General features: G+C 62.0%; 10 protein-coding genes. 3 read left to right on the forward strand and 7 right to left on the reverse strand.

The features are described 5' to 3' along the window. Window positions 1–285 precede the first annotated feature (285 nt). Entirely contained in the window at window positions 286–996 is a 711-nt protein-coding gene (locus ACP7C6_RS06255; protein ID WP_028616113.1) for a response regulator transcription factor, read from the forward strand. Then, window positions 993–2,459 (forward strand): sensor histidine kinase, encoded by a 1,467-nt coding sequence (locus tag ACP7C6_RS06260; protein WP_426108428.1) that lies wholly within the window; start codon window positions 993–995, stop codon window positions 2,457–2,459. Before ACP7C6_RS06255 ends, ACP7C6_RS06260 begins: the two co-directional genes overlap by 4 nt. On the opposite strand, the gene ACP7C6_RS06265 is transcribed toward ACP7C6_RS06260, so the two are convergent. The 3 genes from ACP7C6_RS06265 to ACP7C6_RS06275 form a co-directional block, all read right to left on the reverse strand. Further along, on the reverse strand, window positions 2,422–3,354 hold the full coding sequence (locus ACP7C6_RS06265) for an alpha/beta fold hydrolase (protein ID WP_426108429.1): 933 nt from the start codon (window positions 3,352–3,354) through the stop codon (window positions 2,422–2,424). The genes ACP7C6_RS06260 and ACP7C6_RS06265 overlap by 38 nt on opposite strands. A 79-nt stretch (window positions 3,355–3,433) precedes the next feature. Beyond that, window positions 3,434–5,689: an ATP-dependent DNA helicase gene (locus tag ACP7C6_RS06270; protein ID WP_122726976.1), complete on the reverse strand. Its 2,256-nt coding sequence runs from the start codon at window positions 5,687–5,689 to the stop codon at window positions 3,434–3,436. Next, a complete protein-coding gene (locus tag ACP7C6_RS06275; RefSeq protein WP_323985809.1) occupies window positions 5,686–7,332 on the reverse strand; it encodes a VRR-NUC domain-containing protein in 1,647 nt (548 codons plus the stop codon). Before ACP7C6_RS06275 ends, ACP7C6_RS06270 begins: the two co-directional genes overlap by 4 nt. 185 nt (window positions 7,333–7,517) lie before the next feature. Here ACP7C6_RS06275 and ACP7C6_RS06280 point away from each other — a divergent pair, with 185 nt between their 5' ends. Continuing rightward, window positions 7,518–7,742, forward strand: a complete 225-nt coding sequence (locus ACP7C6_RS06280; protein ID WP_028616108.1) for a YgdI/YgdR family lipoprotein — start codon at window positions 7,518–7,520, stop codon at window positions 7,740–7,742. 39 nt (window positions 7,743–7,781) lie between these two features. Here ACP7C6_RS06280 and ACP7C6_RS06285 read toward each other — a convergent pair whose 3' ends face one another. The 4 genes from ACP7C6_RS06285 to ACP7C6_RS06300 all read right to left on the reverse strand — a co-directional run bounded on the left by ACP7C6_RS06285 (window position 7,782) and on the right by ACP7C6_RS06300 (window position 16,759). Beyond that, the gene (locus ACP7C6_RS06285; RefSeq protein WP_236320951.1) at window positions 7,782–9,194 is read right to left on the reverse strand and encodes a polyurethane esterase; all 1,413 of its coding nucleotides are present in this window, start codon (window positions 9,192–9,194) and stop codon (window positions 7,782–7,784) included. A gap of 88 nt (window positions 9,195–9,282) precedes the next feature. Continuing rightward, window positions 9,283–12,393, reverse strand: coding sequence for an autotransporter domain-containing protein (locus ACP7C6_RS06290; RefSeq protein WP_426108430.1), 3,111 nt, complete (start codon window positions 12,391–12,393; stop codon window positions 9,283–9,285). 43 nt (window positions 12,394–12,436) lie between these two features. After that, the gene (locus tag ACP7C6_RS06295; protein ID WP_426108431.1) at window positions 12,437–15,394 is read right to left on the reverse strand and encodes an autotransporter domain-containing protein; all 2,958 of its coding nucleotides are present in this window, start codon (window positions 15,392–15,394) and stop codon (window positions 12,437–12,439) included. 30 nt (window positions 15,395–15,424) lie between these two features. Beyond that, window positions 15,425–16,759: a TolC family outer membrane protein gene (locus tag ACP7C6_RS06300; RefSeq protein WP_028616104.1), complete on the reverse strand. Its 1,335-nt coding sequence runs from the start codon at window positions 16,757–16,759 to the stop codon at window positions 15,425–15,427.

Genomic DNA, 16,759 nt, shown 5'->3' on the forward strand with positions numbered 1-16,759 from the left:
ACATAGAGTTCTCCTAAACACATTGGCCTGATGACTAGCGATGAACCTGTGGTGAGCGGGCTTGCCCCGCGCTGGAGTGCGCAGCGCTCCCGCTTTTTTTAGGGGCCGCTGCGCAGCCCAGCGCGAGCAAGCTCGCTCACCACAACATGCGCTTCGCCAAATCAATGACTTCATCCTGAACCCTGGCCGGTCGCGGAATCCTCACGCAGAGTTAAACAATTCGTGATAACTACACTGTTGCGAAACCCGCACAATGCGCGGACTACAAGCGAAGGTTTCTCTTACATGGATCAGCCAAAACGTGTGCTGGTGGTCGAGGACGATGCCCATATCGCCGACCTGATCTGCCTGCACCTGCGTGACGAACAGTTCCACGTCGTCCACAGCGCCGACGGCACCGAAGGTCTGCGCCTGTTGGAGCAAGGCGGTTGGGATGCGCTGATCCTCGACTTGATGCTGCCCGGCGTCGACGGCCTAGAGATCTGCCGCCGCGCCCGCGCCATGACGCGCTACACCCCCATCATCATCACCAGCGCGCGCTCCAGCGAATTGCACCGCATCCTCGGCCTGGAGTTGGGCGCAGATGACTACCTCGCCAAACCCTTTTCCATGCCGGAACTGGTTGCTCGCGTAAAGGCGCTGTTACGCCGGGTCGACGCCATGGCGCGCAACCTGAAGATGGACGCCGGCAGCCTTGATCTCGGCCAATTGTTCATCAACCCGCTGACCCGTGACGCTACCCTGCAAGGCCAGCGCCTGGACCTCACGCCACGGGAATTCGACCTGCTGTACTTCTTCGCCCGTCAACCAGGCAAGGTGTTCTCACGCATGGACCTGCTCAATGCGGTGTGGGGCTACAGCCATGAAGGTTATGAACACACGGTAAACACCCACATCAACCGCCTGCGCGCCAAGGTCGAAACCGACCCGGCCAACCCGGCGCGCATCCTTACGGTGTGGGGCCGTGGCTACAAGTTTGCCGAGAGCCCACCATGAAGCTGACCCTGACCCAACGCCTGTCGGTGGTGTTCGCCGTATTGCTGCTGATTTGCAGCGGCACCTCGGCCTGGTTGCAGGTGCGCTCCAACCGCATGCATGAACTGGAGGTGGTGCAAGGCCTGTCCCGCGACCTGGCGGCGCACATTGCCCGCGACACGCAGTTGATGGACGCCGATGGCCTCAAGCCGGACGCGGTGCGCAACCTGTTCAGTCAGTTGATGCTGGTCAACCCGAGTGTCGAGGTTTACCTGCTCGACATCGATGGCCGTGTGGTCGGTAACGCCGCGCCCAGTGGTCATCTGCTGCGCGATCGAGTCGACCTCGCGCCCGTGCGGCGCTTCCTGGCCGGATTCATGCTGCCGATCCTCGGTGATGACCCGCGCAGCCTCGATGGCCGCAAGGTGTTCAGCGCCGCACCACTCATGGCTGGCGGCCAGCAGACCGGCTTCCTCTATGTCGTGCTGCTCGGTGAGGCTCATGACGTGTATGACGCCAAGGATGCCACCGGCATGGCATTGAAGATCGCGCTGTGGTCCATAGGCCTGGTCGCCCTGCTCTGCTTGCTGGCCGGGCTGATTGCGTTCACCTGGATCACCCGACCGCTGCGCCAGTTGACCAATAAAGTCGGCCAATTCGACATCAATGGTGCACCCAAAGCGGCTGAACCCGTTGTGCCGGAACTCACCAGCGGCGATGAAATTGCCGTGCTCGATCACGCCTTCGCGCAAATGGAAAACCGTCTGGGCGAACAGTGGCGCGCCATCACCCATCAGGACCAGGAACGCCGCGAAATGGTCGCCAATATCTCCCACGACCTGCGCACGCCATTGGCCTCGCTGCATGGCTATCTGGAAACCCTGGCGCTCAAGGATGCCAGCCTCAGCCCCGAAGAACGCCGCCGTTACCTCGGCATTGCCCTGGACCAAAGCCGCAAGGTTGGCGGTCTGGCCCAGTCATTGCTGGAGCTGGTGCGCTTGGAGCATGGCTTTGTCCAGCCGGTGATCGAAGGGTTTTCATTACCGGACTTGGTGCAGGACATCTTCCAGAAATTCGAACTGACCGCCGAAGCACGCGGCATCACCCTCACCGCGACGTTGCCGCCGCAGGTGCCTACGGTGCTGGCGGACTTGGGCCTGATTGAACGCGTACTGACCAACCTGCTGGATAACGCCCTGCGCCATACACCGCTGAACGGCGAAATCGAGGTGACGCTCGCGCCTGAAACCCAGGCCGTCGCCGTCACGGTCAGCGACAGCGGCCCAGGCATCGACGCCGAACTGCGCGAAGGCTTGTTCCTGCGCGCCTTCACCATCGGCGGCGCCCGTCGTGACGGCGGCCTGGGCCTGCGCATCGTGCACCGCATCCTGCAATTGCATGGGCGCAGCATTTGCCTGGTGGATCAACCGGGTCGAGGAGCAACCTTTACCTTTTCCTTAGAAAGCCGAGCATCAGGGCGTTGACCTGTTGGGCTTGTTCGTTCTGGATCCAGTGACCACAGTTCGCCAACACATGCTGCTCAAGCTGCGGCACTGAATCCGGCATGCGTTTGATTGTGTGGGCTTCGAAGACCCCGACCGGGTCGCGGTCGCCGATCAGGAACAGTGTGGGCTGCAGCACTTTCTGCCCAGCGAGGGACTCGGTGCGTTGCCAGTTGCGTTCGAAGTTGCGATACCAGTTCAGTGGGCCACGAAAACCGTGCTCGGCGAAGGTTTCCACATAAACGTCCAGGTCCTCCTGGGAGCACCACAGCGGCAATGCTCCGGGCGCTGAAACACCTTCGAGCAAGGTCGCGGTCGCCGGCTTCTGTTGCAGAAACACGTCCTGATCCTGCATGAACAGGCGCAATGTGCGCTCGATATCCGCATCCAACTCCTGCTCGGCAACGCCCGGCACCTGGAAATACAGGATGTAGTTGAAGCGGTCAGCGTACAGCTCGCGCATGATTTCGATCACCGGTCGACGGGCGCGCCCAGCGAAAGGCACGGACATCGTGATCAGGCGTGTGACACGCTCAGGCTCAAGCAAGGCCAGATGCCAAGCCACCACGGCGCCCCAGTCATGGCCGACCATCACCACCTGCGTATGGCCGAAGTGGTTCATGGCCTGCTGGATATCGCCACACAGCGTCAACAGGTCATAGTCGGCAATTTCAGCCGGTGAACTGCTGCGCCCGTAACCGCGCATTTGCGGGGCAAACACCCGATAACCCGCCGCCACAAGCGCGGGAATTTGCTCGCGCCACGAGTGCCAGCATTCCGGGAAACCGTGAAGCAGCCAGATCGGCGCGCCCTGTTCGGGCCCCGCACTATAAACACTTAACTCAATACCGTTGACGCTGATGAGGAGCTGGCGCATGGGCATGGCCTTTTGCAGGTTTTTCCCAGCGTGGACCATGGCTGCTCAAGCCGCCAGCATCATTGACGACAGGAATGACTCAAGCCACCGCCCACCAGCGCGGCAACAATTGACGTACCCGAGCCTCGCCAAATCGGTCATCGATCAGCATCACCACACCCTGGTCCTGCTGGCTGCGGATCACCCGACCCGCCGCCTGCACGACTTTCTGGATACCAGGGTACAGGTAGGTGTAGTCGTAGCCCGCACCGAAGATCGCGCCCATGCGCACTTTCATCTGTTCATTGATCGGGTTCAACTGGGGCAAGCCAAGGGTGGCAATGAATGCACCGATCAAGCGGGTGCCGGGCAAGTCGATGCCCTCACCGAATGCACCGCCGAGCACGGCAAACCCGATGCCCTGGCTGTGTTCGGTGAATTGGTCGAGAAAAGCCTGGCGCTCGGCCTCAGCCATGCCGCGTGACTGTTGCCACAGCGTAATGGCCGGATGTTTCTCGGCCAGCAACTGCGCCACTTGTTGCAGATAATCGAAACTGCTGAAGAACGCCAGGTAATTGCCAGGCTGCTGGGTGTACTGGCGGGCGATCAGCTCGACGATAGGCTCCAGCGAGGCCTCGCGATGCACGAAGCGCGTGGAGATTGCATCGACGATGCGTACCTGCAATTGCTCAGCCTTGAACGGCGACTCCACATCGATCCACGCCGTATCAGCGGGCAGACCCAGCAAGTCGGCGTAGTAATGCCGTGGGCTCAGGGTCGCGGAAAACAGCACGCTGCTGCGGGCGGCCGTCAGCCGTGGACGGATGAACTCGGCAGGCACCACGTTACGCAGGCACAGGGTCGAGCTGCTGCGTTTGCCGCTGAACTGCCGCTTGCTGATATCGAAAATGAAGTGTTCGTTGAACAATTCGGCGACCTTGCCGAATTGCAGCACCTCGAAATAGAAGCTTTGCAGGTCGCCGCTGAGAGACTCGGGGTGATCGTTGAAGTACTCGCCCATGGTGCTGGCGCACAGGCTCAAGGCCTGCAACAGTTTCTCGGGGCGAGCGGTGTAGGCCTGGTACGGCGCAAGTTGGTCCTTGTGCAGCGCGTTCCACTCACGGTTGAGGCGCTGCAAGGGTTTCTTCAAGGGTTCGGGGGCTGTATCGCGCAGGGTCTTGAGGTGGTACTGGTCAAGGCTGGCGCTGTACATCGAGCGGGCCCGATCGACCAGGTTGTGCGCCTCGTCCACCAGCACCGCCGCGCGCCACTGGTTGAGCTGGGCCAGGCCGAACAGCATGGCGCCGAAATCGAAGAAGTAATTGTAGTCGGCGACCACCAGGTCGGCCCAACGCGCCATTTCCTGGCTCAGGTAATACGGGCAAACGTCATGGGCCAGGGCCACATTGCGCAGAGTGCGCTGGTCCAGCAGGCGCACCTTGGAAGCCGCGATGCGTGCGGCGGGCAGACGGTCGTAGAAGCCCCTGGCCAACGGGCAGGAATCGCCGTGACAGGCTTTTTCCAGGTGCTCGCAGGCTTTGTCCCGCGCCACCAACTCCAGCACACGCAAAGGCAGGCCAGGGCTGCTGGCATGCAGCACTTGGGCAGCATCCAGGGCGAGCTTACGGCCGGGGGTCTTGGCGGTGAGAAAGAACAGTTTGTCCAGTTGCTGGGGCGCCAAGGCCTTGAGCAAAGGGAAGATCGTACCGATGGTTTTGCCGATGCCGGTCGGCGCCTGGGCCATCAGACAACGGCCGGTGCTGACCGCCTTGTACACCGACTCGGCAAGCGAGCGCTGGCCAGGACGGAAACCGGCATGGGGAAACGCCAGGGTTTGCGCGGCGCTGTTGCGCGCTTCGCGGTGCGCCATTTCCTGCTCGGCCCAGCCGAGAAACAGCGCGCATTGCTGGTTGAAGAAGGTTTCCAGTTCGGTGGCTTGAAAGCGTTGGTCGAGCACCGTCTCGCCTTCACCGACGATATCGAAGTACACCAGCGCCAGGTTGATCTCTGACAGGTTGAGCTTCTGGCACATCAGCCAGCCATACACTTTGACCTGGGCCCAGTGCAGTTGCCGGTGGTTGGCGGGCTGGGCGTCGAGGTCGCCGCGATAGGTCTTCACCTCTTCCAGGCGGTTGGCGTCCGGGTCATAGCCGTCCGCCCTGCCCCGCACCTTGAGCTGCTGGTACTCGCCTTCAAGCGCGACTTCATTCTGGTAGTGCGCGCTGCGCCGTGAGGCGACGGTGCGGTGGCCGGCAATGCCTTCTTGGGCGCTGGGCGACGGTGTGAAGCGCAGGTCGAGGTCACCGACCTTGGCCGTGAACTCGCACAGCGCCCGCACGGCAACGCTGTAGCTCAAGCGGATTCTGCCCAGCGCACATAGCAGACGGTCACCGGCATCTGGTATTCGCCACAGAATTCCAGCCAACGCAGCTGGTTGTCCTGCAGGCGATCACCGGGGCCCTTGACCTCGATCATGCGGTAGGTTTTTTGCGCCGGCCAGAACTGGATCAGGTCGGGCATACCGGCGCGGTTGGCACGGATGTCCAGTAGCAGCCGTTCAAACCAATAGCGCAGGTGTTCGGCGGGCAGGCAGGCCAGGGCCTGCTCCAAGAGGTCTTCGCTGAGCAGGTTCCAGAACACGAAAGGTGACTGGATCCCCCACTTGTCGCTGTAACGCTGGCGAATGGTGGTTTTGTAGCGTTCGTCCTGTAATTGCTCGAAACACGCAGCGAACAGCGGTGCACGGCGCTGATGGAAGTCTTCGCTGTGCAGGTCTGCGGGACCGCGTTGGAACGGGTGGAAAAATGAACCCGGCAGCGGTGTAAAGATCACGTCCCAGCACAGCAGCCCGAACAGTGAATTGATCAGCCCGTTTTCAACGTAGTGCACCGGCCCATCGGGCTCGCTGAGGTGAGCCTGCACGCAATACTCCACCGACATCAGCGGTTCGGGTAGCGCAAGGGCAAGGTCCAGGCGCACGACCGGGCGTGGCTTCACTTTCGGCAAGGCCGGTTCACCCAGTTTGCGGCGCAGGCGTGGCACGACACGCAATAAGTGCTGCTGCTCGGCGGCGCTTTCCGGCGCCTGTTGGGCGGCGCTCGCCAGGGCCATGGCTTGGCCGTAGTCCTCTTGACGTTCCAATACCCGGATCAATCGTGAGCGGGCACCGGGATAGGCACAGCTGCGGTAAATCTGTTCCGCCAACGCCAATTCGGCAATGCGCTCGCAATATTGACCGACCTGGAACAACAACTTGGCCCGGCGTTTTTCCAGCCAGGGGTTGTCGGTACTCAGGGTTGCGACCCGGGCCAGCACCGCCTCCAGCGCTTCACCGGTTTCAAAGGCCTGCTGGCACTGGTGCAGGAACAGAAAGCCATGCACATCATCCCGGCTGCGCAGGCCACGGGACTCTGCGCAGAACTCGACTTTTTCGTAGGTGTAGATGCCCAGGTCAGCCAGCACGAATTCCGACCAATCCTGATGCAGGTTGCCGAAGAACATCAGGCGCAGGCGATCACACAATTCCATCACAGTAAGGCTCAAGAGCGTGTCGGTAAGGTCCGGGCACCAACCGGCAAAACTGCGGCTGTCGGTGAATTGTGCCGCCAGCCCTTCCAACCAATCGGACTTCCTGCCCCTGGGCTGGTCGATCCACGGCTTGAACGCGCCGAATATCTCGCCTTTTTGCAGCAAGCCAAACAGCGTTTCAAAAGCCAGCATGGATTTGTTGTCGACCCAGCCCAATGCAAGCAATGGCGCAGCAGCGGTGTGCGTGCAGCCGATCTCCACGTAATTGAGTTTGCTCGCCCGAAAGTGCACCCCCTTGCGCATCACCATGCGCACCAAAAGCGCCTGAGACGCCTGCGGCAACCTGTCAAATTGCTGAATGAAATGCTGTTCGTCTGCATCGAGCAGATCGGCATAGCGTTGCCCCAGCCAATGCAGGACCTGGCGGAAGTTATGCAGGTAATAGAGCGGGTCTTCGAGGGTATTGGCCATGGTGTACAGCGATCAAATACTGGTTATGCATACAGAGTGCCGTCGCCAAGGCGAGGTTGCAATCGCTAATAGATAAATGGTGCCTGCAACTTTTTGCATAAAAGTGATCAGATGGTGAAGTCGATGGCGTAACATTTGTCGCCCGCGCCTCTGGCGTGGGACTTTTCAAGGTTAAGGTAAGGGTTATGAACATGAAGAATTTGGGTCTGCCACTGGTTGCACTCACTTTTCTGGTATTGGCCGGTTGCGCGACGCAAACCGTAGTGACGCTGCAAAATGGCACACAGTATTTGACCAAGGACACCCCAAAAACCAAGACTGCCGATGGCTTCTACGAATTCACTGATATTGCTGGCAAGCATGTACGGGTCAAGGCGGCTGACGTGGCCACCGTGCGCAAGGAAGACTAATGAATAATGGTGTGGGGGCCAGGCCCCCACACGCCTCCCTTACGCGATAACCATCCCCTCCCCCGACCAGCCACTCACGCCCACCAGCGTCACCGAATCCCCGCCAACACTGATCACCGTATCCCCACCGTGCTCACGGTAGTCCACACTCCCCTGCACATCCTTGAACACCAGCTTGTCCGTCGATTGATAGCCAATCACCCGGTCCTGGCCAAAATGCCCGCTGAACAGAAAGGTGTTGTGCCCGCTGTTATCGCGGATCGTGTCATTGCCCTTGCCGCCCTCGATAAAATCCGCGCCCTTACCGCCCTGGATCAGGTCATTGCCGTCGCTGCCGATGATGAAGGTGTTGCCCTTGTGCGGCTCGGCATTGCGGTTGAGATCCTGCACCCAGGTGTTGGCCCGCGCCGGGTCGGACAGGTTGGCGACGATCACGGTGGAGTCGCGGGTCATCTGCTCGTAGAAGCCTGACTCAAGCACCCGCGTCATGCCATCGCCGTAACCGGTGGGCAGGTGCGAAACCCAGGTCGGAAGATTGACAATGGAAAACGGCAGCACATTCCACAGCGTCGAGGCGTAGTGGTCGTTGAAGCTGACGATATTGTCGGTGGTCGACTCATGGGGTTTGTCGTGCACGCCCAGGGACGACAGGTTGAAGGACGAACCCTCCAGCGCACGGAACACCGGGTCATTCTCGTAGCCAATGTTCAGCACCTTGTCGCCGGCGCTCTGGGTGGGCGAGGCATAGGCCACATAATTGGCGTCCGTGTAGAACCCCGACCACTTGTTGTTGCTGAGATCGGCCATGCTATTGACCGCCAGCCCGCCCAGGCTGTGGCCGCTGACCACCACATCCTTGCCGCTCAGGCCATGGGAACTGGCGTAGTCGGCCACATTTTTGAGCAAAACACCGAAGGCTTCCCCGGTGTAATTTTTCGCGTAGTCCTTGGGGCCGAGCGCTGCCAGCAGGTCGCTGACCAGGTCACCGATGGAATCGCTGATCAAGGTTTCCCGAGGCCCCGAGGTGCCGCGAAAACCAATGCCGATTTCCAGCAACTTGCCGGCGTCATCGTATTTGCCCAGCACCTCGACCTGGGCCGTGGTGTAGCCCACCTTTTCGCCAAAGAAGGTGCCTCGCGCATCGACTTTGCCACCGTAACCCAAGGTGCTCGCACTGATCGGCGTCCAACCGGCGTTTTGTACCGCGTCCAGCGCGGCTTTTTCCGAATCCGGGTTCCATGGAATGCCGGGGATCACGCCCTGGGAGTCTGTGCTGCCCAGCAACGCGCCGACCAGCGTCGCCGGCAAGCCCAACCCCAGGCCGTTGTGCTGGTAACCCACGGCAAAGCCGTTATCCAGGTTGTGGTAGGAATACAACGTGATCGCCATGGCATCGGCGAACAACGCTTTGGAGCCCTCGGTGCCGAGGTTTTTATAGTCAAAGATACCCATTGGTAGTGCCTCTCTTTTGTTGGAGTTGTAGAGAAAGCCAAACCTGCGGGCACCGGTGGCGCCGACACCCGCAAAGGTCGCTAAACCATCAGAACGCCCAATCCAGGCTCAAGCCCACGCCATGGACTTTTTCTTTGCTGGCCAGCAGGCCGTTGTAGTCAAAGTTGACCCGCGCATCCTTGCTCAGCGCAAGGCTGACCCGTGCGCCAACCAGCGCCGCGTCACGCACCATCGGCGCACTTTCCACCGTAAACGACGGGCCGCCCGAGGCAAATGCCAAGTGTTGCTCGGCATCGGTGCTGCTGAGGGTGTGCTGCCAGCCCAGGGTGCCGGATACCTCCAACTGTTGGTGGTCATTCACATTGAAGGTTTTCAAGGCACGCAGACCCAGCGTGCTCGACACCTGGTCGCGTGTGTCGTCACGACTTTTCAGCGCCGCAGCGTCGCCTTTTTCGGTAAAGCCATCGCTGTCCAGGTGCACGTAGGCCAGGTTGGCGAACGGTTCCAGGGCCAACGGTTGCAGGTTGATGCGGTAGGCCGCTTCGGTGAATACCTGGGTGCTGCGTGCATCAACCTTGGCTTTCTGTTTGCCGGAGACATTGCCGTATTGCAGGTCGCGTTTCACGTCTGCGCGGTGCCAACTGTAAGTGGCGCCACCGCTCAGGCGCCAGGCGCCGATCTCATGCCCGGCATAGGCGCCGAAGTGGTAGCTGTCGACCGAAGCACGGGAATGCGTGCCGCTACCCATATTCAGTGACGTGTCGCTGTAACCCGCGACCAGGCCGATGCGCGTGGACTCGTCCAGTGCACCGTCCACCCCGGCGAGCATGCCGCCGATGGACGTGGTGTAGCCGGCTGTATCGCTGCGGCTGTCGGTCTTGCCCCAAGCGCCCAGGGCCTTGACCCATACGTTGCCACGACTGTCGAGCGTCTCGCTGGATACCCCCATCTCGCCATTGCGCAGGCGTTCGCCCACGGCTTCGCGCACATAGCGGCTGTCATTCACCAAAGCGGTTTCCAGGGCCGGGTAGATCTCCCCCGACAGTTGTTGGAAAGCACCTTGTGCCGACGCCGCATTCGGCGCCAACAGCAGGCTTTCATACACCGCGTTGCCGGCGCCCAATTGCTCGGCGGCAGCGGCCACGGCGCGCTGGTTGTCGGTGGCGCCCACGCTGGCAAAACTGTTGGCGTTACGTGCCACGTCCAGTTGCACGCCGTTGGCCGCGTAGTTCAGGTTGCCGCCGAGGAACAGGTAGTTGGGCAGCACCGCACCAAAGCTGCCGGTAATGCCACCGGCGGCTTGCAGGATATTGTACTGGCGCCCGATCAGGCTTTGCGCCTGTGCGCCACTGAGCAGCGTCGGGCTGTTTTCCAGCGCGAGGGTCACCGTGCCCCCGTTCAAGGTGGCAGTGCCTCCCGCCACAATGCGGTCGCTGCTGGTAGGCGACAGCTCCACGGCATAGGTCGACCCGGCCTCAAACGTCACATCCCCTGCGACGTTCAAAGTGCCGATGGAGTTGCCCGGTGCCACGGTGCCGCCGTTTTTCGCCAGCAACGAACCGATGCGGCCGGCCCCCCCGACTACCCCGCTCTGGCTGACGGTCACCTGCGAAGTAAGCGAGCCATTGATGGCCAGCAAGCCTTGATTGACCAAGGTCGGGCCGCTGTAGGTGTTGGCGCCGGTGAGTACCAGCGTGCCAATGCCCTGTTTGGTCAGGCCGCCGTGCCCGGAGATGTCATTGCTCCACAAGTCCAGCCCGCAATGCACATCGTTGCAGATTCGCTGAGTCGGCTTGCCGGCATCGACCACCGCGCCCACGCCCGGTAAATCCGCGACAAACTGTCCGCTGCCATAAGCGCCGTCAATGCGGAACTCGGCCGGAATGTCTTCGGCCGTGACAAACATTCCCGGACCGTTGATCGCCTTGCCCAGGTTGATCATGCCCCAGCCGTACAACGAGTCGATGCCCGGCGCGCCGAGGTCCGTAGCGGTGGTCTTGAGCAGTGTCGAGATCTGGTCGCCGCTCATGTACGGAAAACGCTGCATCAGCACGGCCGAACTGCCGGCCACGTGGGGCGCGGCCATGGACGTGCCGTTGAAGTTGGCATAGTCGGTGGTGAGGTTGTCCAGGCTGGTGCCATTGATGACAGAACTGTAGATCTTGGTGCCGGGCGCCGACACGCAGAAACTCGCCGCATAGCCGCAACGTGAGGAGAACGTACTGATCACATACGGATCGGCGCTCGTGGTGTCCGGGTTCTGCTGCAACGCCGCGGCGGAGAGCCAGTTGGGCGCAATCTCTGGCACAAAGTACGCCAGCCCGGAAATCGCGTCCGGATTGTTGCGGTTGTAGTCGTTGCCAGCGGCGAAGATCGTCAGCACGCCGCTGCGGGCCGCATCGATCGCGCCCTGGTAGGCGCCACCAGCAATGGTTCCGAGGATCGGCCGGATGTTGTTGAATTGTGCCTGTGCTTCGTTGACCGTGAAATTTGGAAACGCTGGGTCGCGCCCGCCCTTCGCATACTGCTCACCAATGCCGATGCCCCAGCTGTTGTTGATGATCCGCGCGCCGCTGGCGACCAATGCGTCCCAGCCGGCCTTGTACACTGCGCCATCGTTGCCGAGGATGATGCCGTCTTCCGGGCCCGGGTCACCGTTCTCGGCGCTGATGATTTGCGCATCGAAGGCCACGCCGTGCATCGGTCCGCCATCGCGGTTACCCGCTGCAATCCCGCCGACATGGGTGCCATGGTTGCCCAGCTTGCCGTTCGAACCGAGCGAAGGCGTGCCGTCGTAACGAAACGCATCGCCGGCCTTCACCGGGATGTACGGGTCGGTGTACTGACGGATGCCCTCGGTGACAATCGTCACCACCTTGCCAGGGCTGGCGAACTCCGGGTGCTGGGCGTACACCGGTTGGTCGAAGATCCCCAGCTTGACGCCCTTGCCGGTGTACCCGGCGGCGTACGCGGTATCGGCATGCACGGCGCCCAGGCCCCAGTCGGCCTTGAACTCATTGCTGCGCCAACTGGCGGCATCGCCCAGTTTGCCGGTTTCCACATAGGGTGCGGCCTGGGCGGTTCCCAGGCTTGCCAGGCAACACAGCAACGCACCGTATGGCGCGCTGCGGCTGGCCTTGGGCGGGTAGCCCAAGGCGGTGTGGATGGCGGTAGTTAACCCTGACTTGCGTGTTTTCACGGTGACCTTCCTTAGTTTTCTTATTGCACATGTGTAAATCGCTTCAGAACTGCCAGTTGAGGCTCAGCCCCACCCCTTGGGTTTTCTCCCGGCCACCCCATTGGCCGCTGTAATCAAGGTTGACCCGTGTGGCCGGGCTCAGCGCCAGGCTGGCCTGCACACCGACCAGCGCGGCATCGCGCAGCAACGGCGAACTGCGCACGGCAAATGACGGCCCGCCTGCGACAAACGCCAAGTGCTCTTCGGATTCAACGGCGGTGAGGCTGTGCTGCCACCCCAGCGAACCGGAGAGCTGCAGCTGCTGGTGGTCATTGAGGGCAACGGTTTTCAGGGCACGCACGCCAAGCGTGCTGAGCACGGCGTCCCGCTGATCGCTGCCACGTTCCAGGGCCGCGGCATCGCCTTTTTCATGGAACCCATCACTGTCCAGGTGCACATAGGCCAGGTTGGCGAAGGGCTCCAGTGCCAAAGATTGCAGGTTGATCCGGTAGGCCGCCTCGGTGAACAGTTGCACCGTGCGCGCCTCCAGCTTGGATTTTTGTTTGCCACTGACAGCGCCGTATTGCAGGTCGCGCTTCACGTCACCGCGATGCCAGCTGTAGGCGCCACCGGCACTGACGCGCCAATCGCCCAGCTCGCGCCCGGCGTACGCACCGAAGTGATAACTGTCGATGGATGCCGAGGAATGCGTGCCGCTGCCCATATTCAATGAGCTGTCGCTGTAACCGGCGACCAGGCCCACACGCGTTTGCTCGTCCAGCGCGCCATCGACGCCGCCCAACAGACCACCGAGGGAGGTGGTGGAACCCGCCGTCTCACTGCGGCTGTCGGTCTTGCCCCAGGCGCCGAGTGCCTTGAGCCACAGGTTGCTGTCAGCGGCGACCGGCACCTGGCGCAAACGCTCGCCCACCGCGTCGCGCAGTTGCAGGCTGTCGTTGATGAGCATGGCGCCGATCGCCGGGTAGACTTCACCGGACAACTGCTGCAAGCCGTGTTGCGCAACCGCAATGGACTCCGACTGCAGCAGGCTTTCGTACACCGGGTTGCCCGCGCCCAATTGCTCGGCGGCCGCGGCTACGTTGCGTTGGTTGCGCGTCGCCGCGACGCTGGCGAAGGTGGCGTCATTGCGGACCACGTCCAACTGCACGCTGTCGGTGGCATAAGCGAGGGTGCCGCCAAGGAATAGATAGTCGGGCAACACCTGGCCAAACTGACCCTGGATGCCGCCAGCCGCCTGGAGGATGCTGTACTGGCGACCGATAAGGCTTTGTGCCTGTGCGCCGCTGAGCAGGGTCGGGCTGTTTTCCAACGCCAGGGTGACGTTGCCGCCGCCCAGGATCGCCTTGCCGCCGGCGACGATACGGTCGCTGCTGGTAGGTGTAAGTTCCACCGCATACGTCGAACCTGCCCCCAGGTTCACGTCGCCCGCCACCTGCAAGGTGCCTACGGAATTGCCGGGAGCCACACGGCCGCCTTGGTTGACCGACAGCGCGGCAATCCGACCGGAGCCGCCCAGGGTGCCGTTGCTGTTGACGGTCACCGCAGACGTCAGCGACCCGTTCACCGCCAGCAGCCCGCCGTTGACAATGGTCGCCCCGCGATAGGTGCTGGCGCCACTGAGTACCAGCGTACCTGCGCCGGACTTGATCAGGCTGCCTTCATAGATCCGCGTCGCGGCCGCCTGATCGCGTGCCGTGCCGATGGCGTAGTCCGTCTGGTCCTGCTGGCTGGCGCCGGCGCCCACGCCGTTTTGCCAGCCCTTGTCGATCAGGGTCTGCTGCCAGGCGCCGTGCTCGGCAGTGTCTTCGGCCTGGCGCTGCAGCAAGGCCTGGTCGGAGATGCCGTTACTCCAGACATCGCCCTGCCCGGCCGCGAGGCTGACGTTCATCGGTCCGAGTAACTGCCCCGGGCCGTGCATCGCCCGCCCCAGGTCCGGTACGCCCCAGCCTACGCTGGTGGTGGGCGCCTGGGTGATGGAACCATCGAGCTGCGTGGCGGTGGTCAACAACACCTGCAACGCCTGCTCGTTGGTCATATAGGGGTAGCGCTCCATCACCAGTGCCAACGCGCCGGTCGCATGGGGCGCCGACATCGAGGTGCCGGACTTCACGCCGTAGCCGCCGTCGGGAATGGTGCTGTTGATCAACGCACCGGGGGTGGAAATGCACCAGTATTTGGCAATGCCGCACTGGTTGTATTTCTGGTTGTTGGCCTTGTCCAGCCCCGACACCGCCAGCCAGTGCCCTTCCAGTTCCGGCTGGAAATACGGCAACGCCGAGCGCACGCTGGCATTCGCGTAACCACTGTTGCCGGCGCTGAAGACATTGATCACACCGGCCTTGGCCACGTCCGCCGCCGCATCCAGCCAGGTGCCCTGGTTGTAGTGCTGGGCGTAGGCCGCGTGCAGGTCGGCAAGGGTCCGGTAACTGACGTCCTTGGGCTGGCTGCCCCAGCTGTTGTTGATCGCCCGCACACCGGAGTCCACCAAGGCGCTGTACACCGCCTTGAAGTATTTGGGGTCGGGTGTCGGGCCAAACAGGAAGCTGTCGTTGGCGTTGGTATTGCCCACGTAGAGTTGCGCGTTGTACGCCACGCCGTGCATGCCCACGCCATCGCGGGCGGCGCCCATGGTACCGGTGACATGGGTGCCGTGAGAGTCGTTGTTGGGGTTAAGCGCACCCGTGGTGTTGAAGGGAACGCCGTCCACGTAACTGCCGCTGGCGGTGACCGCGTGATAGCGGTCTTTGGAAGCTTCCGGGTGATTGGGATCGAAGCCTGAGTCCAGCGCACCGATCTTTACCCCGCTGCCGGTGATGCCGGCGGCGTAGGCTTCATCGGCCTTCATGCGCCCAAGCCCCCAGTCACTCTGGAACTCGGTGGAGCGCCAACTGGCGGCGTTCCCCGGTTGACCGGTCTCGGTATAGGCCGCCTGCGCCGCAACGGACAACAGCAGCAAGGAACCGGCGGTAAACGGTTTGAAACGGGGTGAATCGGTGATCATCGAAACCATCCTTATTGTTGTTATGGAGGCTTACTTCAGGGGGCCGAACGCCTCATCGACCTTCGCCAGGTCGGTGTCCCGCAGGTTGCCGGCGTAGTAATGCAACTTGGTCCAGGCCATCAGGTAGTCATAGCGCGCTTGCGCCAGGTCGCGGCGGGTGCTGTAAAGCTGCTGCTCGGCGTTGAGTGCATCGAGGTTGACCCGCTCGCCACCGAGGATGCTTTGCTGGGTCGACACCACCAACGCCTCGGCCGACACCAGCGCCTTCTGGTACGCACGCAGCTTGCTCACCCCCGACAAACAGGCACTGAACTGCCGGCGCAGCTCGATCAGGGTTTCGCGGGTTTTGCCTTCCAGTTCGTACTCGGCCTGCTCCATGGCACGACTGGCCTGGCGGGTGGAGGCCGAGATGCCGCCACCGGCATACAGCGGCACGCTGACTTCAACGCCGATGGTGTTGGTGTCGTAGCGCTGGTTGTAGGTGTTGCCGCTGTCGGATTCCTGCTGACGCGAGCTGGCATAGGCCGTGACCTTGGGCAAATGCCCGGCGCGGTTGCGCTCCACTTCATAACGCGCCACTTCCAGGGCCTGGCGCTGCGAGGCCAGCGTGGGGTTGTTGCTGATCGCCAGTTCGTGCCAGGTGTCATAGTTGGCCGGGGTCAGGGTGAAAGCGGCAAAGCCCTGGTTCAGCGGGGCCAAGTCGTGGATGTTGACGCTCTGCACGCCAATCAATGCGCCCAGCTCCCGCAGGGACGCGTCCTGTTCATCCAAGGCCTGAATCTCTTCGGCGGTGGCCAATTCGTAGCGGGATTCGGCTTCCAGAATATCCGTGCGTGTGCCCTCGCCTTGCTGAAACAGATGCTGGTTCTGCTGGAATTGCTGCTCGAACGCCTTCTTCTTTGCGCGGGCGATGTCGATCTGGTCCTGGGCGAACAATGCCTGGGTGTAATACGTCAGCACCCGCACCAGCAGTGCCTGGCTCTTGTCGCGAAAGCTTTCATCGGCAAACAGCGCCTGGGCCACGCCTTTGCGGTAGTTGGCGTAGGCCTCGTAGTCGAACAGCGGCTGTTGCAAGCTGAAGGTGGAGCCATAACTGTTGTAGTTGCGGTCGTCGCGATAGCTACCGCCGCGCCCATCGGGCAAGTGGGCCTCGGAATTGTTGCGCCCCTTGTTGTAGTTGTACGACAGCCTGGGCAGCAGACCGGCGCGGCCGATGGCGCGGTTTTCCAGGCCGGCGTCGCGCTCCTTGATGGCACCGAGGAACACCGGATCGTTACGCAAAGCCTGCTCGTACACATCGAACGGCCCCATGGCGGCCTGGGCACTCGCGCTGGTCAACAGCAAGGCGATAAACACGTGCTTCAT

It is taken from the genome of Pseudomonas sp. TWR1-1-4 (assembly GCF_049897165.1).
GTDB lineage: Bacteria > Pseudomonadota > Gammaproteobacteria > Pseudomonadales > Pseudomonadaceae > Aquipseudomonas > Aquipseudomonas canadensis.

What these genes read in the sequence shown, in the direction of transcription:
- ACP7C6_RS06255 (WP_028616113.1), top strand. Translation starts at nt 286, where the DNA reads ATGGATCAGCCAAAACGTGTGCTGGTGGTCGAGGACGATGCCCATATC.
- ACP7C6_RS06260 (WP_426108428.1), top strand. Translation starts at nt 993, where the DNA reads ATGAAGCTGACCCTGACCCAACGCCTGTCGGTGGTGTTCGCCGTATTG.
- ACP7C6_RS06265 (WP_426108429.1), bottom strand. Translation starts at nt 3,354, where the DNA reads ATGCGCCAGCTCCTCATCAGCGTCAACGGTATTGAGTTAAGTGTTTAT.
- ACP7C6_RS06275 (WP_323985809.1), bottom strand. Translation starts at nt 7,332, where the DNA reads ATGGCCAATACCCTCGAAGACCCGCTCTATTACCTGCATAACTTCCGC.
- ACP7C6_RS06280 (WP_028616108.1), top strand. Translation starts at nt 7,518, where the DNA reads ATGAACATGAAGAATTTGGGTCTGCCACTGGTTGCACTCACTTTTCTG.
- ACP7C6_RS06285 (WP_236320951.1), bottom strand. Translation starts at nt 9,194, where the DNA reads ATGGGTATCTTTGACTATAAAAACCTCGGCACCGAGGGCTCCAAAGCG.
- ACP7C6_RS06295 (WP_426108431.1), bottom strand. Translation starts at nt 15,394, where the DNA reads ATGATCACCGATTCACCCCGTTTCAAACCGTTTACCGCCGGTTCCTTG.
- ACP7C6_RS06300 (WP_028616104.1), bottom strand. Translation starts at nt 16,759, where the DNA reads ATGAAGCACGTGTTTATCGCCTTGCTGTTGACCAGCGCGAGTGCCCAG.